Source organism: Vibrio sp. 10N.222.52.B7, assembly GCF_041474275.1.
Taxonomy (GTDB): Bacteria; Pseudomonadota; Gammaproteobacteria; order Enterobacterales; family Vibrionaceae; genus Vibrio; species Vibrio crassostreae_C.
The window spans coordinates 100,944-119,472 of the sequence record NZ_JBFRTU010000068.1; the positions used below are offsets into that span (position 1 = coordinate 100,944).

Annotated in this window: 16 protein-coding genes; 9 read left to right on the forward strand and 7 right to left on the reverse strand. The window is 40.2% G+C overall.

The genetic code is table 11. The features are described 5' to 3' along the window. Positions 1-55 precede the first annotated feature (55 nt). Together AB4512_RS16700 and AB4512_RS16705 are read left to right on the forward strand one after the other, a co-directional pair. Complete coding sequence (locus AB4512_RS16700; RefSeq protein WP_017104409.1) at positions 56-1,297, forward strand: integrase domain-containing protein; 1,242 nt, start codon at positions 56-58, stop codon at positions 1,295-1,297. Positions 1,298-1,475: 178 nt separating this feature from the next. Then, the gene (locus AB4512_RS16705; RefSeq protein WP_012604100.1) at positions 1,476-1,667 is read left to right on the forward strand and encodes an AlpA family transcriptional regulator; all 192 of its coding nucleotides are present in this window, start codon (positions 1,476-1,478) and stop codon (positions 1,665-1,667) included. Between the two features lie 38 nt (positions 1,668-1,705). On the opposite strand, the gene AB4512_RS16710 is transcribed toward AB4512_RS16705, so the two are convergent. Then, positions 1,706-2,662: a hypothetical protein gene (locus AB4512_RS16710; protein ID WP_017104408.1), complete on the reverse strand. Its 957-nt coding sequence runs from the start codon at positions 2,660-2,662 to the stop codon at positions 1,706-1,708. Between the two features lie 392 nt (positions 2,663-3,054). Here AB4512_RS16710 and AB4512_RS16715 point away from each other — a divergent pair, with 392 nt between their 5' ends. Continuing rightward, the gene (locus tag AB4512_RS16715; RefSeq protein WP_017104407.1) at positions 3,055-3,693 is read left to right on the forward strand and encodes an inovirus Gp2 family protein; all 639 of its coding nucleotides are present in this window, start codon (positions 3,055-3,057) and stop codon (positions 3,691-3,693) included. A gap of 39 nt (positions 3,694-3,732) precedes the next feature. On the opposite strand, the gene AB4512_RS16720 is transcribed toward AB4512_RS16715, so the two are convergent. From AB4512_RS16720 to radC, 6 genes are all read right to left on the reverse strand, one after another. Next, positions 3,733-5,205, reverse strand: a complete 1,473-nt coding sequence (locus tag AB4512_RS16720; protein ID WP_017104406.1) for a hypothetical protein — start codon at positions 5,203-5,205, stop codon at positions 3,733-3,735. 56 nt (positions 5,206-5,261) lie between these two features. Next, positions 5,262-5,948, reverse strand: coding sequence for a hypothetical protein (locus tag AB4512_RS16725; protein WP_372175201.1), 687 nt, complete (start codon positions 5,946-5,948; stop codon positions 5,262-5,264). Positions 5,949-6,055: 107 nt separating this feature from the next. Continuing rightward, positions 6,056-6,391: a hypothetical protein gene (locus AB4512_RS16730; protein ID WP_004734952.1), complete on the reverse strand. Its 336-nt coding sequence runs from the start codon at positions 6,389-6,391 to the stop codon at positions 6,056-6,058. Positions 6,392-6,967: 576 nt separating this feature from the next. Continuing rightward, entirely contained in the window at positions 6,968-7,408 is a 441-nt protein-coding gene (locus tag AB4512_RS16735; protein WP_004734954.1) for a DUF2787 domain-containing protein, read from the reverse strand. 49 nt (positions 7,409-7,457) lie between these two features. After that, positions 7,458-7,886, reverse strand: coding sequence for a DUF2787 domain-containing protein (locus AB4512_RS16740; protein ID WP_017104403.1), 429 nt, complete (start codon positions 7,884-7,886; stop codon positions 7,458-7,460). After that, positions 7,883-8,353 carry a DNA repair protein RadC gene (gene radC / locus AB4512_RS16745; RefSeq protein WP_017104402.1) on the reverse strand — a complete coding sequence of 157 codons (471 nt, stop codon included), beginning with the start codon at positions 8,351-8,353 and terminating at the stop codon, positions 7,883-7,885. The genes AB4512_RS16740 and radC overlap by 4 nt, the downstream gene beginning before the upstream one ends. A 148-nt stretch (positions 8,354-8,501) precedes the next feature. Between radC and AB4512_RS16750 the strand changes: the two genes are divergently transcribed. The 6 genes from AB4512_RS16750 (at position 8,502) to AB4512_RS16775 (ending at position 18,528) form a co-directional block, all read left to right on the forward strand. Beyond that, the gene (locus AB4512_RS16750; protein ID WP_029223194.1) at positions 8,502-8,687 is read left to right on the forward strand and encodes an AlpA family transcriptional regulator; all 186 of its coding nucleotides are present in this window, start codon (positions 8,502-8,504) and stop codon (positions 8,685-8,687) included. Positions 8,688-8,764: 77 nt separating this feature from the next. Further along, a complete protein-coding gene (locus tag AB4512_RS16755; RefSeq protein ID WP_017104400.1) occupies positions 8,765-9,205 on the forward strand; it encodes an RNase H family protein in 441 nt (146 codons plus the stop codon). 349 nt (positions 9,206-9,554) lie between these two features. Continuing rightward, positions 9,555-11,147: a DNA phosphorothioation-dependent restriction protein DptF gene (dptF, locus tag AB4512_RS16760; RefSeq protein ID WP_017104399.1), complete on the forward strand. Its 1,593-nt coding sequence runs from the start codon at positions 9,555-9,557 to the stop codon at positions 11,145-11,147. Continuing rightward, positions 11,144-12,556: a DNA phosphorothioation-dependent restriction protein DptG gene (dptG, locus tag AB4512_RS16765; protein ID WP_017104398.1), complete on the forward strand. Its 1,413-nt coding sequence runs from the start codon at positions 11,144-11,146 to the stop codon at positions 12,554-12,556. The genes dptF and dptG overlap by 4 nt, the downstream gene beginning before the upstream one ends. Continuing rightward, positions 12,537-17,669 (forward strand): DNA phosphorothioation-dependent restriction protein DptH, encoded by a 5,133-nt coding sequence (gene dptH / locus AB4512_RS16770; RefSeq protein ID WP_017104397.1) that lies wholly within the window; start codon positions 12,537-12,539, stop codon positions 17,667-17,669. Before dptG ends, dptH begins: the two co-directional genes overlap by 20 nt. Then, positions 17,659-18,528 (forward strand): phosphorothioated DNA-binding restriction endonuclease, encoded by an 870-nt coding sequence (locus tag AB4512_RS16775; protein ID WP_017104396.1) that lies wholly within the window; start codon positions 17,659-17,661, stop codon positions 18,526-18,528. Before dptH ends, AB4512_RS16775 begins: the two co-directional genes overlap by 11 nt. Position 18,529: the final 1 nt, after the last annotated feature.

Consider the following 18,529-nt stretch of genomic DNA (forward strand, 5'->3'; position numbering starts at 1 on the left):
TCTGAAGTAGTCTTTTAAGATCTAAGCAATTTCGAGGTTACTTCAGGGGGTTACGATGGCGAAAAAAGTACAGCCTTTAACGGCAACTCAAATCAAACAAGCAAAGCCTAAAGAGAAAGAATATAATTTAGGTGACGGTGATGGATTATCATTGAAGATTAAGCCTATAGGAACAAAACTATGGCGTTTCTCTTACTATCATCCCATTTCACGAAAGCGCTTGAACCTAGCCTTAGGTAAGTACCCTGACGTCTCACTAGCCAAAGCAAGAACCAAAGCGATTGAGGCAAGAGAACTACTCGCTGATGGTATTGACCCGAAAGAGCACCGTGATACGACTCTCAGAGAAAAACAGTTAGAATTGGCGAATACGTTACAGTCGGTATTTGATGACTGGATTGAAGTGAAAAGAACAAGCGTCAAAGAGCAAACGGCTAAGAAGCTAAAGCAACGAATTGAGAAGTACCTCTTACCTGATCTTGGTAAGTTCCCCCTTGGTGACATTACGGCACCACAAGCGATAAAAACAATTAAACCCATTGCGAATCAAGGTAAATTAGAAACAGTAGGGCGTTTGTGTCGTAACCTCAATGAGATAATGACCTTTGCAGTCAACACGGGTGTGATTGAACACAACAAGCTTGCTGGCATTGGTAAAGCATTTGAGACTGCTAAGGTAACCAACCAAGCTTCGTTAGCCCCTGATGAGCTTCCAGAGCTTCTCAAAACAATCAACTACGCATCCATTAAACCCATCACTCGCTGCTTGCTAGAATGGCAACTTCATACCATGACAAGACCGACTGAAACGGCTGGGGCACGTTGGGATGAAATTGACAGAGAAAAGATGCTTTGGGTCATTCCTGCTGAACGAATGAAAAAGGGAAGAGTTCATACTGTTCCTTTAACAAAACAAACTTTAGACCTATTAGAGACGATTGATTTCATCACGGGTGAGAGTGAATACCTTTTCCCTGCTGACAAAAGTAACAAAAATCACATCAACAAAGAGACAGCAAATAAAGCATTGGTACGAATGGGCATGAAGGGTAGGCAAACTTCTCACGGTTTGCGCGCATTAGCCAGTACCACCTTAAATGAGCAAAACTTCGATCCAGATATTATAGAAGCCGCACTTTCTCATGTGGATAGAGACAAGGTAAGAAGCGCATATAACCGCACTGATTACCTTGAACACCGTAAAGTTCTCATGGCGTGGTGGAGTGATCATATCGAAGAAGCTGCTTCGGGGAGCTTGTCGATGAGTGGTAAAAAGAGCCTGAAGGTTGTGAGTTAATAGGTACATGTAATTTGATTTCAGTAAACTCATGTTACACTGTAACACACGTTCTTCACTGAATTTAGAAGTCGGGCAGGGATTGGCATAGGGTACGGTTTTTCTATGGTGCATATAACCTAAATAATTTCAGACATATGTCATTTAAGTGAAATCCACTCACTTGTAAGGTGTCAATATGCCAAACGTAACCACTCGCTTAATTCGTCTCAATGAAGTACTAGTAATGACTGGCTTATCAAGGTCGGGAATGTATCGCTCTATAGAAAAACAGCAGTTTCCATCACAGGTGCCAATTGGAGATAGGGCCGTCGCATGGGTAGAAAGTGAGGTTCAAGACTGGGTCCGCCAAAGAGTGCTAAACAGGTAAAATTAAATATTGGAGAGCTTTATAGCTCTCCAAGCATGCTATAGAAGCTTAGAGAATTGTGTGGCTTTATTTTTTTTATCTTCTTCAATGCTTCTCATTAATTCTTCAGATTTACTAGCAAACTGATTGGTCATCAAAGTGATTACCTGGTTGATGGGCATGTCAAATTGTTTGGAAAGCTGATGAAGCTGGATTGATACCGTTTCGTCAACAACGATATTTAAGGTTTTTTTGTTTTCCCTTGTGGTTTTTTCCCTATATTTCTTCTGCGACCATGCTCTTTTGAAGTTCATCATGATCAGTTTTTTTTCAGCGTTGCTAATATCTAGTGAATGAAAAATAGCCGGAACGACTTTAGTGTGACTTTCATTGATGTTCATTACGTTTGGCAATTTAGCAACGATGCTCTTTACTGAGGATATTTTGGGAAAATAGTCAACTACCCACGCCACCTGGTCATTATTTTTATCATCAAGCCAGTTAAATTTAAACACTTCTGATGAGCTGTAGTACTCGTCAATTATACTATTGATTAACTCTCTTTTTTTCTCGATTTGTATTTGTGATGAGATAAATGCATTGATGAGGTAATTCAGCATCGAATTAATGTCGGTGATAGTGTTTGGCGGTGTTTCTGGTAAATGTTGAATGAGGTTATTTGTCACAATTTTTGTAAATATGTAGATTATAAGTCGAGTGTCTTTTGTGGTTGAAAACCGCATATCGCTCAATGAAAGTACATCATAGGAGATCGTTCTGACTTTTGACTCTGGTGTATTGTGTAACCCGCCTAGCATGTCCGATGCATTCTTGAAGTACCCCACTATTTCTGATTTATACCTTTCCGAAGTTAATTTTGGGCTCGATTGGAAATTAAAGTCAACGCTTTGCTTGTGATTTAGATGTTGGGAAATTCCCGCAAGTTGATATATGTCATATTGTTCAAGGAACTCAAAGCACATTACTTTTTCTGGCGGATTATCAAATCTTGGCATAGTGATTACTTAGTAGTATTTTTGTGTGATTGCTGGGTGATTTATAAGCTATTTTCTGATTGTTTTACAGTGTTTTTTGATTGTATATAGAGCTAGTTCAAAGTGTTTCATTCACGACTGTACCTAGGTTTATGCACGACGTAGCCTCTTGAGGGGGAGTTAGATAACTTCAGAGTTATCAGTTTTGCACTGATTGGCCGGTAACTTACACCACTACGCTCATCTGAAATGTTTTGCCAGGTCTAGCTTTGAGGTGGGTAAGGAACAAGTCTTTCCTTATCCAAAGTTGAGATTGGGGATTGCGGTTATGGTTAATATACCTCCATGGTGGGGTGAAATTATTTTTAACAATCATCCACCTTTCTATACCGAATTAACCAGAGGTATAGAAAATGAAAACACTAAAAAAGAAAGTCACTCATAATGATGAGTTCAATGGCCTACCTGTTTTGAAACAGAAAGAAGGCCTGTTAGTTGATTATCTACAAAGGATTTATGACACGCTGGATTTAGCTTTGGATGATCATCCTAGAACGATGGCGGTAAGAGTTGATTTGCGATTACCGCTTTTAATGGTGATGGAAGAATCAAATTTGATGAAAAACTTCATTGCTTCGTTGGATGCGCAAATACAGGCTGATTTAAGAAGGAAAGAAAGAGCAGGGAAACCGAAACGGAAATGTCGATTAAGATATGTATGGGTGAAGGAAAAAGATAAAGCGTTACATCATCACTATCACCTTGTTCTGCTGTTTAACAAGGATGTATATAACAGCCTGGGGTCATTCTCTAACCGAAACAACCTATCTCACAAAATTAAAACGGCATGGTGTCGGGCATTAGATACTGATCTTGATGATGGTGGTCGTTTAGTGCACTTTCCTGACAATTGTGTATACCACATCGATGTAAATAGCCTTAGGTCTTCTTCTGTTCTTGACGAGCTATTTCGTCGTCTCAGTTACTTTGCCAAAGTACGCACCAAGCAATTTGGTACTGGAAACAGAAATTTTGGTTGCTCAATAAAATAAAAAAAGAGAGGGGATACATCCCCTCTCGACTCGTTATGATTAGTTAGCAGGCACTATGGGCAGTTCTTCACACCCCCCCATATGAGCCACGTCCACTAAAGTATCTAGAGAGTCACCACACTGCGTTTGGTGAGTGCCGTTAGGGTAAGTGGTACGTACAATCCAGATACCTTTGCTATTCACGTCTGTGATGACATTTTTCTCAGCTGTACTTACAACTGATGTACGTGTCCAACGTGATGCATCGTAAGATTCAGTTGAGTCCAGTGAGTAGTTCCAAGTTGAGAACTGGTCCAGCACTGTTGGGTCTGTGATGTTAGAGTACAAACCATCGTTGATTAGGTCATTGATAACAGCATCGTCACCAAAGTCAAAACCCCACATACCAGCTTGTAGTAACACATTGCCGTCTTTCAATTCACGAATGACGTTAGCGTAAGGTACGCTAGAAGAGTACACGAGTGTATCTGCACATGCAGTATGGTCGTCAACTAGAACAGAAGCGGATACAGAGAATGTAACAGTGTCGTTGCCGTAGTTTTTTGAGTTCTGTACGTAATCATTAGTTAAACCACAACCGTATTTGCTGATTTCTGGTAGGTAGTCGATTAGGTCATCAGTGTATTTTTGCACTGCGCCTTCTTCGGCTTTGATTTTGTTACGGTAAACGATGAGGCGGCCTACAGTTTCTAAGTCAACAGAAACTTCAAATACACGTAGAGAATGTGTGTCGGCATCAAACACGCGTTCTTCACGATACCACTTAGTGAAATTCCCTGCGTCGTCTTTCTCAACGTAGTACTCAACTGTAGCTTTCCAAGCGTTAGGGTTCGCATCGACTAGAGCTGAAGTTTCAGCATAGCCTTTTGCTAGACCGCTGGTTAGAAGCTGGGCTAGTTGATGCTGCTCGGTGTTACCAGAAGCGATGAAGTCTGCGTATAGCTCGTTAGCAGGAATGTTGTAGCGGTTACCCAACTCGTATTCCTTCTCGGCGACTAGACGTACAACTTTGTTTTGCGCTTCAGTATTCGCAGCCAACTCTTTACAGTTGCTTACGCCACTTTGTAATAGGTCTGTTTCAACAGCTGACCAAATCACTGTAGTGAATGGAGTAGTAGCAAATACATCTTCGCCTACGTTGTCAGATGAGAATGAGGGCGGAAAGGTTAAGCTATAAGGTTTATTAACTAACCCATAATCGCTATCGTATGCACCAGTAGGCACATTGACGATAATTGGTGAGTACTCTTTACAAATTAAGTCATCTTCTTCAATAGCAAAATCGAAACGACCGTTCTGATCTGTGGTAGAGCTAGGTTCATTATCGTCTTGTACACCATTGAAGTTGTAATCTAGGAACGCAGTAGCACCCTCGACATAGCCATCGATAGCCACACCTGCGATTTGAGCAGACGGAGTACCTGGATTAGTACCGCCACCCCCTCCGCACGCTGTCAGAGCTAAAGCGATAGAGCTGACAAGAGTTGTCCTCAATAACATTGTATTTTTCATAATCCTTCCTTGTGTGGTTAGTTGAACATGTTGGTCTTGATCTTGAGTGTTGAGTTTTATTTAGAGGTAATGGCCTCAGATAGTAAAAACCCTTCAGGGTAGGTGAACTCGAACGTACTGACGTGGATGTCTTGAATTTGGTTGAGTGGGGCTGAGCAAATACGCTTTTTGAATTGGTAGATCAATTGAAGGCAATCATTCTCTAATACCAACCCAAGTGGACAAACGTATTGAAGCACTTGTTCGTTACGTAGATAGAGCCGAGCTTCGCGTTGGTGATAGATGGATAGACAAAGTTTGTCAAAAAGAGCCTCGTTATAATCATCTTTGTTACCAAGCCGTTTATGCCGAACATGAGTACGTGAGGTTTGGTGATGATTCGCTGACAGTAACGGAGCAAAACAGTCCTTAACACTTGAACGACAACTTTCAGGAAGCATCGATCTTAAGCTCTCAAAAGCGAGTTCAATAAGTAGAGACTCGCTAGGGCCAATAGCATATTGAGAATGAGCTCGTCGATGGTAGCTATAAGGGAGGCTTCTATCGTCTTTTTCCACATCTAGATAAGTCGTCAAGATGTTCAAGCAGCGTTGTACAGTGCGTTTAGAGCGTTCAATGCCCGTATTTGTTAGTCGTTGATGAACTTCGTTCGCCGTGATCTTTCGTTGAGTAGGGATGAGAGAGTAAACTTCAAACACCAACTCAATATGTTCGATGCGTTGCTTGTTGGGTTTAGAGGGCATGGGACCACCAAAATTGAAACGTGATCAATCGCCTCAACACTTTTGAGTGATGAGTTTAAGAATCAAGTTGATTAGGGATCGGCTGGTGGCCACACAGCCTGATACGATTACTTCTTGTAGTTAATGACGAGTTTGTCTGCGAAAGGGTATTTAGCTATTTCATAGTCTGGGTTTCTTGTGGCTAAATTATGCGCCGATATTGCGGCTGCTGAAGCTAGGCCAAAAATGACAGCGGGGCCGGAAGCCAAGGTGGCAGCCATCGTTGTAGAGCGACCTGCTGTGTATATTCGACATGATAGATTTTGAGCCTCTATAAGCCGCTCAATCTTTTTCACCGTCTGAGAGAAGTTTTTTACCCGAGTTAAGGTGAACGACTCTTTTCGTTGGATTAAAGCGATGAGCTCTTCATCATTGGTATGATGCAGTACATTACTTGTGGTCATTGTGAATCCTTAGTTGGGTGTCTATGAACCATCACTGATGGCATTAGAATAAGGATGGGTGAGACAAATAACGTCTCACTCAAATGGCGGATAATGATTATGTGAAATGGGCTGTATATTTGAATTTAAATGACCTCGGGAAAGGCCATTATTTATCCTTTGCTGCTTCTAGAATTTCACTTAGTAGGTAACCTCTATTCATCAACTCAATAGTGGCTAAGAGCCGTTTTAGGTGAGCCGAAGAAAGGCGTTGAACGAATTCAAACAGTTCGTGATCTGAGCTTTGCTCTACCTCCTTTTTAAAGTGCTGATACTGTTCATTAAGGTAATGACAACTCGCGAGAGCGACTCTGATGAGCGCTTTTGTGAGCTGCTCTTTTAATGGGGAGATATTGGGCATGATTGGTATCACTTATCGGTAATGTAGTGATAAGTCGTGGGGTGGGAGTCAATGATGAAAAGTCATTCAGGCCTTGCTACATATAGGGTTAGCTCTCTCCGAAGCACGACTTTTGATGGCTGTAGTGGTCCGGTGCCTTTGTATCGTGACATAGACCCGGACGGGTTGTTCTCTCATTACGAAGTGATAGATATAGAGTCAAACGCTTCCATATCGATGTAGTTTAAGAAGTTATCCTGCCAAAGCTCGAACATCTCTACAGCGGAATAGTTGCCCTTGATTGGGCTCCATCCCCCGAACTCTGTAAAGAACGCTTGGTCTCGAAAATCAAAGTCTAGACATCGCGCCAATTCTGGATACACATTCCCAACGTAAGCAAAATCAGTGATGTATTCGACATTCCATAGACCACTGGAGATCTGTGTCATCGCGATTTCAACAGGGTGAAATCCACCAGCTTCTGAGCTGTATGAACTATCTCGAAAGTTGAACGTCAGGTAAGTACTTTGGGCTATTGACTCACACTGGGTTAATTGTTGTTGAAAATGGTTGTTTAACAGTGCGTGAAGTTTGTCAGACACAGGTAAACTTGATGGGTGAAAGAGCAGAGTAGACATATTGATGCCTCCTTGAATTTAGATGAAAGAGTGTGGTGAGTGGTTAGCCTTAGCGGACTTGAGTGAGTTGTATGTCATCGAAGACATGCTGAGTTAAATGCTCATGGAAAGCGCACATCCAGGCTTGGAACACTTTTGTTGTGATTGGATGGCTCAGGCTCGCTGCCCCCGCATCTGGTTGATAGCACCAGTGATTAAGTAGGTGGAAATAGAGATACACATCGAGCGAGTCGGTGGTTTCATCTTGATAAGTGAAATTGGCCACAAAAACCAAATTCCAATGAGAGCGTGAATTCTCCCGCTTTAACTGAATCTCTACAGGGGCGACCCCTTCCTTTGTTTTGTAGTAGCTTGTATTTCGGCAGTTGAGTGCAATGCGTGTCGTGTCTTTAGGGATCGAGTAGCGAGCGATGGTTTGCTCTAACTGCTGGTGGAGTTTGCTATTGAGGGTGATGTCACCATAGTGTTTCTCAATCATAACCAGCCCCTTTCCGCAAACGACGTGCATTGTTCCCCAACAACAATATGATCCAGAACTCGAACATCAATGAGCGCTAAAGCATCTTGCAATCTCGTCGTGATGCGCCTGTCTGCTTGGGACGGCTCAGGATCGCCTGATGGATGGTTGTGAGCAAAGATAACCGCCGCCGCATTGGCTTTAAGAGCAGTCTTTACTACCTCCCTTGGATAGACGCTTGCCGCATCAATAGTCCCTTGAAACAACTCCTCAAACTCAATTAATCGGTGTTGGTTATCTAGCAACATGACGGCGAACACTTCGCGTTCACTGCCGCCTATCTTAAATCGCAAATAGTCTCGGGTAGCTTGTGGATTGGTAAATACATCGCCTCGTACATAACGATCTTCTAGTATCTCAGCGGCTTTTTCTAGAACACGATGTTCATGCTCTTGCTGCGAGAGTAGTGGTGGTGAAAGTGTTCTCATTTTGGTTCTCCTTTAATCAGGCTTTAGGTCATTCACTTTAATGACATATACCTCAAAAAGGTTTGAATCAGAGTAAGCCGAGCCAGCCTCATTTTTTTTAACACTATCTCCTTATCCCATGAGGACCACAGGCATAGGAGAACGTCCCATGAGATTTTTAAAGCTAAAAGAAGTGATTGAGAAAACCGCATTAAGTCGCTCGGCGATATACAGAAAAATGGACGAAGGTAATTTTCCTGTATCGGTAAGCTTGGGAGATAGGGCGGTCGCTTGGGTAGAAGAAGAGGTGAATAACTGGATGGAAATGCGCTTGGCTCAAAGACCAAGCCATTAAGACTGAATCAACGCTACGACAAAAAATTAAGGCTTTACCAAAATGGTGGGCCAAAACTTAAAAAGAGGAACAAAATTATGAATGAAGAAAACTGTGCAATCTACATTGCTATCGCGACTTCGAAAGACAATACATCAAACCTACAAGGTGGGATTGGTATCAGTGTTTATAACTACGATGGGCAGTTAGTTGACGAAAATAATCTATTAGTCGGTGAGATTGCCGATAGTGCTGAGTTAGAGCTTATCGCATTGATAGAAGCTATAGCTTATGCCAGAGATGGAGACTGCCTGTATTCGAGTAGTGAATATTGTGTGAAAGGGTTCAATGAATGGTTAGATAACTGGAAAGCAAAGGGGTGGCGAAAATCTGATAAGAAGCCAGTAGCTAACCGTCATTTATGGCAACAAGTTGATACGTTGAGATCAAGTAAGTTTGTTGAAGTAAGGCGTGCGCATAAGGTCGGAGATTTTGAACAGATGGGGAGAGCGGGGGATATGGCTAGGGAAGCACTTTGAGTGTTCGGTCACACGGGGTGAAAAGGTGTTGAATATGAAGTCTGGGTTAGGAAGTGCTTAAGCTGACCTACCCCAGCACAATTATAAGATTGCAGTAATTGAACGTGTTGTGTTGGCTATGAAGAGCCCAATGTTTGCCAACGTACTGATAAAGCTTGATATCTAACTTTCTTCGCAAAAACATAAAAGATGTGAATTTCTCCAGGAAAAATTAGCGGAATATGAACACGTACACACTAAATTAGGTAGAATGCTTAGTTATACAGTATTGAGTCTGAGTAACAGCGTAAGCTATCCTGGTTATCACCTGTACTTCTGTCTACCTAATATTTTCATGGGGTTATAAAACTTGATTGATTTACGAACCGCACTTAGTGTGATGTCAAAATCGTCGCCATATGCAGTCTCTACAGAGCGAGACGCAACAATATCAACTGACTTAGATGCGGTAAAAAAGTATCTATATGTACAAACGGATATAGAGGCTGACTTTGTTAAACAATTGAAAGGACTATCCTCAACCGATAAGAAAATCATTTTTTTATGTGGTAGTAGTGGTGATGGCAAATCCGAAATACTAACAAAGTATAAGAAAGAGTATCAAAATAGAGCTGACTTCCATCTCGATGCAACCCACAGTTTTCGTCCGAGTGATTCGGCTATTGAAACGCTGAATGAATTGTTTACTGAGTTTAACGCTACACCGAAGCCGCTAGTTGTAGGCATCAATACAGGTATGTTGGGTAACTATGCTGAAGAAGGCACGGTGACCGAAGTAACATCATCAATCAAAGCTTTTTTAGAGAAACAGCCGACCTCAGAAAATCATATCTTTTTAGATTTTGAAGACTATCCTAAATTTACGTTAGAAATTGACGGTCATACTTCTAAGTTTGCAAAAGAGCTGCTTCAGAAAATTACTGAAAAAGATGAAAATCTAATTCGCCAATACTTTGATGTTGAAATGCACAAACAAAGCCCGGATAAAAAGCTTTGTGCAAACTATCAATTACTAGGGCGTGAAGAAGTTCAAGATGTCATTGTCGATCTATTGTTCAAAGCGCGTTTAATGAAAGATCAATTCTTAACAGCGCGAGCATTATTGGATTTCATTTTTCATCTGCTTGCTGGGCCTGGCTATTTGTTTGATAACCTATTCAAAAAAGGTGAAAACGAGCTGACCAATATTATTTCAGACTTTGACCCATCGATTCAACGTACACAAAAAATCGACAAATTTATTTTGTCTCACTCATTGCAGCTACCAGACGTTAACTTTGACGATTATAAAACCGCATTGACTGCTTTTGGTATACGAAGGGGACTAAATGCCGAGTCCTACTTGCGATTGTTTTATATTCTAAGGAAGTCGGACTATGGGAATGAATACCATAAGCAGTTTTCGAATGATTTTGATGAGCACCTAATAGATAATTATTCAGAAGTTTGGCAGTTGCATACTGCTTTTGATAGCTCACCAGAACAAAAAGAAAAACTGCGTTATTTTTATCGCCAAACAGCAATTACAGCTATCCATAAATATAACAATCGAAATGCACCTAAATTGGCGAAAGGGGAGTTTTTCATTTCTGAGCATAATGGTTATTTTTTAGCATCATCCCTAGAGTTAAAGGCTGACGTTAAAGCGATTAAAAATGACCACAAAAAAAATACTGCCTATTTCACTGCTTATTTTCGAGTTGGGGATAAAACCTTATCGTTGATGGTCAATATCAATTTGTTGAACTTAATGCAACGTATCGTTTCCGGTTATCGCCCTAACAAACATGATAAGAATACTGTCGTGTTACTGGATGAGTTGGTTGATGAAATTGCGGACATCGCAAATAGTGCAGATACCCTATATATCGTTGGGAAAGGTAACAAGCAATACAAAATAACCAACGTAGATAATGAAGATTTTGAGGTGAGTGGACTATGAGTTTAATGCTAAGAGCTGACTTGCCCCAGTCTAAAGATGGGGTGAAAAATAACACTTTAACTACCTACTTCCCAATTAACACAAAGGATAGAAAAGATATCTTTAATTGGGACAGTGTATTAGGTTATGTGGTTAAAACATCATATCGAAAAGAATTGCACCTAGAAAAATTAACTGATGATGAAAAGTTAGCGATTAAAGAGGGTGAAACAACTGAATCAGAAATAGCGCTCACAACATTTAAGTTGAGCTGCGAGCGTAGTTTTAAAACAAAGTTAGATGAAAGTGATTTCTGGCCCATCCTAGAAAAAATGTACTTTGAAAATGACCAGCTTTTTAAAATATCGCCTGAGTTTTTATTGTTTAAGACTATTAAGCAGAAAGGCAGTGCAAGGGATGCAAGCTTAGGTGGAATGTTTTCTAATTTATTGCAAAACTTCTTCTTTAATGAAAAACCAAACAATCAATTTAACTTCTTAGAGGAGCAGCTGTACTCAGAACTATTGAAGTTAATGAAGCCAAGCAATAAAGAGAAAGATGGAGTTTTGACTTTTTCTGAACCGAGTGAAGCGCCATATCTACCATTTATAGCAAAGCAACTACAGCAAGATCTTCGTTTTCTAGGCAAAAGACCAAAATACCTATTATCAATCTTCAAAGAGTTTTTACACCTTTACGCACATCTTTATACGGCGCAGCTAGCGCTTAATTTAAAAAGGTGGCAGAAGGGGGAGCCGGTAGCGCAACTATGTTATTACATATTAGACAGCGAAAAAGCCAGTGATGAGCGTTATCTGATAAAAGACTATGGCTTTAAACAATTGTCAAAGTCGTTGTGGAATATCTTTCCGTACCTCTCAATGAATGAAAGCCTGCAATCTAAAAAGATTGATAATGCAGTGAACACCATTCAGCCATTATGGGCCTTAGCTGAAAATCTCCAGCAAACTCCTAGCTCCGCTACTTTACTGAAAAACTATGCACAGGCATTTAAAGAGAGTCGAGATTTACACCTCGACTTGAGTGACAGTGAAAACCCACATGATGTGCTAGCAGATTTACTTCAGTTGAGCAGAATGCAGTTTGGTTCAAAAGAAACGCGTCATGAGATTAATAAGCTTTACGTCAAAGCAACAGAATCTGAGTTTTGTAGCCATTTTGCACAATCCCGTGGCCGTGCTGGTCGCGTATTAGTATTTAATCAGGACTATCTATTGTTATTAACCAACTTAGCCATTGGTGAGCAAGATAAACTTCGTTTCCACGAGTTAATCAAAGCCTTTGAATCAAGAGGTGTATTTTTCGATAAACAGAGCCAACAAGCCTTAATTAAATTCTTTGAACGTATTGGTAATGTTGAACGTATGAGCGATAGTGGAGATGCAGTCTATGTTAGAAAAACAATTTGAGAACTTTTTAACTGAGCAGTTTTTAAAGTTAAACGAGACAAAACTGCAGCATGGTTACCGTTATCAGTTCCAATCGCCGGATAACAAGAATAGCCAGCGTTTATACAATGCGTTTATCCGAAAATGTGATGATCAATTAACGGTCAAAAACACTACCATCAGAGCATTGAAGTGTGGTCATACCAAGCTTTTACCTGTACTACACAGTGAAAATGACATTGGTTATTCTGAGAACTTTATCTCACATTTACGTGATGAAGTGGCTGGACAGCAAGGTGATTTTAAAGGTTGTGCATTGTTAGTTATTCATAACAGCATGCTAGACACACTAATCAACTCTGCTGAAGATATCGCTCAAGACAATAGTGTTTGGCACCCAGAAAAAATCAAAGATGCTTTAAAAAGTCTAATCGATCCCAACGCAAAAGACCGCAAAGTTTCTGAATGTTTGCTAGATCACCGTTTTTCACAAATAGTGGATGATGGTGCAACCATGTTTGGCTTTGAGGAGCTTTACACAGCGATCTTAGATGGGGATTTGAAGTTTCATGAGCTTGGTTTGTTAGATGACCCTGAAATATTGAATTGGAGTGGTAAACCAGAGCAGATTAACAACCGTTTAGAAGAAAATAAAAAGCTATTTGATCGTATCAATACAGTAACTGAACGTTTTTCAACAGAGCTTGAAGAGAAGTTTGCGGAGAATGATTTTAGTGAAAAGTTTGTTGCTAAACATTTTAACGATGAAAATTTGGAAAGTTGGAAAACAAAGCTTACTTTTGCTGATTGTTTAAATGAGAAAAAAAATAACGTAAGCAATGTCCTTGAGCTCGAGTCGATTGATTCTCAGCAAATAGATAGGCTAGCTAAGAAAAGTAAATCAGATAGTAAAGCAGGGAAACGTGAACAACATATCATATTGCCGTTGCAACAGGGCCTGCAGAGCTTTGATCTGTCACTTACCTTTTTAGGTGGTAAAGTCGAGAAAAATCAACTTACTCTACAGCATAACAAAGATCCAAGCATTGAGATCCAGCAGCCTAATAATAGTGGTGGAAAACGTAGTAAGGTTACTGTTACGGGGGCATTTACAGGTGAGCCAACGTATTTTAGTTTGGTCTTAAAAAGAGATAAAACAGCAGAGTGTTATAAATTTCGTGTTTTGGTCTTAACAGCAGATAGTTTTTACTTACCTTCGTTTGAAAATATCTTCCTAATTGAACCAAATAAAAAACGTATAACGCTACAAACAGAAGATAACAGCTTTGTAATTGCAGAGCAGGGCAATAAAGCTAAACTAGAGCAGTCTGGGCAATTATTCGACAATCAAGAAATCAAAGAGATCGACTTTGAATTATTAGCTAATGAGTCAAATGATGTGGTCTTTGAAGTGACTAGTCCGGTTGGTAGCTTAGTCTTTAATGTCGAAGGGGCTGTAGCGTCTGATTCACTCTCGTTGCCGCTCATGTTAGATACAGACCGTTTCGTACATTTATTTAACGACGACTATTTTGCATGCTTTAACCGTAACAAAAACAAAGTGCTACTAGACAATAAAGAAGTTGCACCTAAAGGGCGACGTTTAACACTGTTACAACGTGAAGCAGACTTTTTAGATAAGCAGTTATTAAATCAACATGTTGACCCACAAAACAGCGTAGAGCTAAAAGCGATTGAAGCAAACTACCCTGAAGTTTACCTGTCATACCTAAAGTTATTTGAATACTGCACAATCAATAAAACACTACCGAGTTTATCTAGTTGGGGTGACGAGTTTAGAAAGGTTGTCTCTCAATTGGTTGATGCATACAACCAAGCGATAGCTGAAATTGGTTATGATGTAATGTTAACCAAAGCAGAAAAACTTCTCGTTAATATCGGGTATGCACAATACCAAGAAAACGAAGAATATCGGGAATATATAACTCCATTCCACCCCTTAGTGTTGGCTTATCACTTGAGCCTAGCTGAAGCAATAGTTAGTGATAACATCAATGATAACAGCAGTTTTAAAACACTACCCAAAGTGACGTTAAAGCGCTTGAATGCGCGTGGTTTATTGCCTTTTCTGTACCACCCTAAACATGAGTTTGCTTTTACCAAGCTAGAAAAAGACAACTCTATGTGGCTTGAGCTAGTGCCTCATCAAGAAACAAGTTACAGCTACGTACGTAAATTGGTGAAAGATAAGGTCACAGAGTTTAAAGATGCCTTTAGTTCACTATTTACTGCAGGTAGCAAAGCCACACTGATTATCAACTCGGTAAATAACCATAAAAATGTTGAACTGTTTATGGGGCTGGTGGATTACGTTAAAACGCAAAAGGACAAAGTCTGCCATATCCATGTGAACTTATACGATGATAAAGAGACACGCTGCGAATTTGACCGTTTTGCAGAAACAGCCAGTTACGACGAGTTGAAAAGGTTATATGGATTAGATAAAGGAGCACTGAAAGAACAAGCAGATGCCATTATCGACCTATTACGTACACGCTTAACTTACAGTAAGTTTCGTAACGATGAATGTGAGACTAAACCGCAAGCGTATGCACACCTAAGTTTTTTCAGAAATCATCATAAAGTAGAGCCAACAGATGTAAACGTGCTAGAAGAGCTTAGTGGCGTAGTTTGTCACGGCTTATTGGCGGGCGAAGCAGCCGACAACAAAGAGGAAAGCTACTTCACTGCATTTGGTTTGAAGAATGTTGAAACTAAAGATAATTCGCACCTTAGCATGGCGCAGCGCCTTAATGGTTTGATTAAACCTGCCCGTAAAACGAATGTGCAACACGGTCGTGCTAACTCTTTAGCTTTAGCGGTGAGTGATGACTTTAAAACACTACTTGAGCGCTCTTACGATAATTCAATATGGACCACAATTATTGACCCTAAAGTCACCTTAGACTTTTTTGAAAGCGCTAAAGATATGGTGCTGATCCATTACTCAGATAATTACACTAACTCAACCAACTACGATGCGATCACAGTTACCAAAGAAACGGACCTGTATAAAAAAGTATTAGAGCAGGACGAAGGTGGCATTATTGAGGAGTTCAATGCCTTCAACGGTGAGTGGTTACTCAAAATGATCACTGCTAATAGCAATGAGCGAAAAGAGAAAAAGGGTATTATTGGCGCCTATAAATACATCAATTGCTTATTAGCAAAGTCCGATATTATTTGGGTTCCGTTATCAGTTGCTGAGATGGTTCGTGTAGCCGGTAATATTGGCTTGAAAATGAATGACAGTGATTTTTCACGTAATGTAAATGGTTACAAATCCGGTGCAATTTCAGACGATGTGCTGTTTGTTGGCTTTAAAGACAATCAACTTTACTTACTTCCACTTGAAGTAAAAGCAGGGCTAAAACAAACTCACAATAAAGGGGTAGAGCAAGCCAAAGAGCTAAAACGTTATTTAACTGAAGATATTTTAGGTCGTGATGATTTAGCAGGGCATCTTTACCGCGGTTTGTTTATGCGTCAGATACTAATGCAGATTGATAAATACAAACTGTATAACCTTTATCAACCAGATTACTTTGAGCCACTCTTAAAACAACGTGAATGGTGGCTGCAGGGCGATTACCAATTAGCTGAACTGCAAGAGTACCCTGAAGGGTTCTTGGTAGCGATGGTAGAGAATGACACCTTCTTTGAAGCAAGCTTTGAGGAGGTGAAAAATATTCTTAAAATTCAACTACCAAGCGCTAGTTTAAATCACTTAGTAAGTACTCGGCTAACAGACCTAATGGCAGATGCTTGCTCTGATACATTAAGTAAAATCCCAGAGCAATATCTGTTAGCTGAAACTACTCATGTAAAAGTGGTAACAACTAGCTCTGTAGAAAATAGTAATGAGATTGTTAATACTAAAATTGAACCTGAAGAGGTCATAAATACTCCAACAGTTGAGCGATCGTCAGAAAATCAGACAATTAACGTACCGGATTCAACCATAGCGCATGATCCAAACGATAACCTAAAGGTCCTGGTTGGTCATAATGTACGTGATGATGGGGCAGTTTTCTGGGAACCGACTAATACTGCCAAATTCATGAATACCAACTCTGGCATTATAGGAACAATGGGCACGGGGAAAACACAGTGTACGAAAGCGGTAGTGACACAGCTTTATCGTGATCAACATAAAAACGTAGATGGCAGTCCAATCGGTATTCTGATTTTTGATTACAAGTCAGACTATGTTGACGATAAGTTTATTAGTGCGACAAATGGGAAGAAGTTTAAGCTGTTTAAACTTCCTTATAATCCACTAAGTCTATTTGGTGATACGCCAATGTTGCCAATACATACAGCAGCTGGTTTTTCTGAAACTATGTCAAAGGCTTACGGATTAGGGAAAAGGCAACAACTTAAGCTTGAGAACCTTATTTTAGAGGCTTATGAAGCTGCCGGTATTCGCCCAGAAGATCCGAGTACTTGGTCAAAACCCGCGCCGACTATCGAACAGGTTTGGGACCTATTTCTAGATCAAGAAAAAGTAGAAGAAGATTCTCTTTATGCCGCTTTATCCAAGTTGGCTCGATTTAAGATATTTGAAACTGAACCAGAAAAAATGGTGAGCTTATATGAGCTAGTTGATGGCATAACTGTTGTTGAGCTTGCAGGGTACCCTCCTGAAGTACAAAACCTTGTCGTAGCACTAACTTTAGATTTGTTTTATTCACAGATGCAGAAGAAGGGGAAACCTGAAGTGCAGGGTGATTTCCGCCAAGTGACCAAGTTGGTGCTGGTGGATGAAGCAGATAACTTTATGTCTCAGAACTTCCCGAGTTTACGCAAAATCTTGAAAGAAGGGCGTGAATACGGGGTTGGTGTGATTCTATCAACGCAAGATATTACCCACTTCAAAACCAGCGAGAATGATTATTCAAGTTATGTTCTTAGTTGGATTGTTCACCGTGTGTCACAGATAAAAAATCAAGATATCAAGTCGATTTTTAACAAAGATGATAGGCAAGAACAAGAAAACCTGATGAAGTCTATTCGTGAGTTAGAAAAACACTACAGCCTCTACGTGGATGGAGATAAGAAGATAACAAAGATTAAAGACAAAGCGTTTTGGGAGTTACTGAGTGACGCCTGATCAGCTTAAAAAAGCAGTTTTGGGTGTTAAGCGCTGGTCGCGTAGTGACCAACGTGCACCGAATAAACCAATTATGATGGCGTATGTTTTGTCTCAGTATTTACATGGGCATGATCAGTTCTTCTTATATGAAGAGTCGTTCCATAAAGAGGTACAAGATCTGCTAAAACGTTTTGGGCCTCAACGTTCCATTTATCATCCTGAATATCCATTTTGGCGTTTAAAAAATGATGGTTTTTGGACTGTAAATAATGATGAAGATTGCAAGTCTCGCAAGAGTAATACAGATCCATCAAAAGCTGAGTTATTTAAACATGGAGTAACTGCTGGCTTTAACGACCAAGCTTATGCCGTTTTAAAAGGAAATCGCCAATTAACTTTAGAGTTGATTGAACTGATTTTAAGTGAGAGCTTTCCTGAAAGCCTTATCACGGATATTGCTACACAGTTAGATGTTGAATTGGTGACACGGAATGTGCAAAAGCGCGATCCTAATTTTAGAAAAGAAGTACTCCGTGCTTATAACTATCAATGTGCTGTGTGTGGCTATGACCTTAAAATGGATGAAGTAACTGTTGGTTTAGAAGCTGCACATATCAAGTGGAAGCAGTTTCATGGACCCTGTGATGTAAACAATGGGCTAACACTCTGCGCAGTGCATCATAAAGCTTTTGATAAAGGGGCGTTTTCAATCACTGAAGATTTTAAAGTGAAGCTGTCAGAAAGTCTTAATGGTGGAGAGCAAGCACAACGTCTATTTTTTGATTTCGATGACAAATTCATACGATTACCAAAAAGAGATAAGTGGTTGCCAAACGTAGCGTATTTGAGTTGGCATCAGAAAGAAGTATTTAAGTAAC

Excerpts from the sequence above, each read along its gene's own strand:
- AB4512_RS16700 (WP_017104409.1), top strand. The coding sequence starts at position 56 with ATGGCGAAAAAAGTACAGCCTTTAACGGCAACTCAAATCAAACAAGCA.
- AB4512_RS16705 (WP_012604100.1), top strand. The coding sequence starts at position 1,476 with ATGCCAAACGTAACCACTCGCTTAATTCGTCTCAATGAAGTACTAGTA.
- AB4512_RS16710 (WP_017104408.1), bottom strand. The coding sequence starts at position 2,662 with ATGCCAAGATTTGATAATCCGCCAGAAAAAGTAATGTGCTTTGAGTTC.
- AB4512_RS16715 (WP_017104407.1), top strand. The coding sequence starts at position 3,055 with ATGAAAACACTAAAAAAGAAAGTCACTCATAATGATGAGTTCAATGGC.
- AB4512_RS16720 (WP_017104406.1), bottom strand. The coding sequence starts at position 5,205 with ATGAAAAATACAATGTTATTGAGGACAACTCTTGTCAGCTCTATCGCT.
- AB4512_RS16725 (WP_372175201.1), bottom strand. The coding sequence starts at position 5,948 with ATGCCCTCTAAACCCAACAAGCAACGCATCGAACATATTGAGTTGGTG.
- AB4512_RS16730 (WP_004734952.1), bottom strand. The coding sequence starts at position 6,391 with ATGACCACAAGTAATGTACTGCATCATACCAATGATGAAGAGCTCATC.
- AB4512_RS16735 (WP_004734954.1), bottom strand. The coding sequence starts at position 7,408 with ATGTCTACTCTGCTCTTTCACCCATCAAGTTTACCTGTGTCTGACAAA.
- AB4512_RS16740 (WP_017104403.1), bottom strand. The coding sequence starts at position 7,886 with ATGATTGAGAAACACTATGGTGACATCACCCTCAATAGCAAACTCCAC.
- radC (WP_017104402.1), bottom strand. The coding sequence starts at position 8,353 with ATGAGAACACTTTCACCACCACTACTCTCGCAGCAAGAGCATGAACAT.
- AB4512_RS16750 (WP_029223194.1), top strand. The coding sequence starts at position 8,502 with ATGAGATTTTTAAAGCTAAAAGAAGTGATTGAGAAAACCGCATTAAGT.
- AB4512_RS16755 (WP_017104400.1), top strand. The coding sequence starts at position 8,765 with ATGAATGAAGAAAACTGTGCAATCTACATTGCTATCGCGACTTCGAAA.
- dptG (WP_017104398.1), top strand. The coding sequence starts at position 11,144 with ATGAGTTTAATGCTAAGAGCTGACTTGCCCCAGTCTAAAGATGGGGTG.
- dptH (WP_017104397.1), top strand. The coding sequence starts at position 12,537 with ATGTTAGAAAAACAATTTGAGAACTTTTTAACTGAGCAGTTTTTAAAG.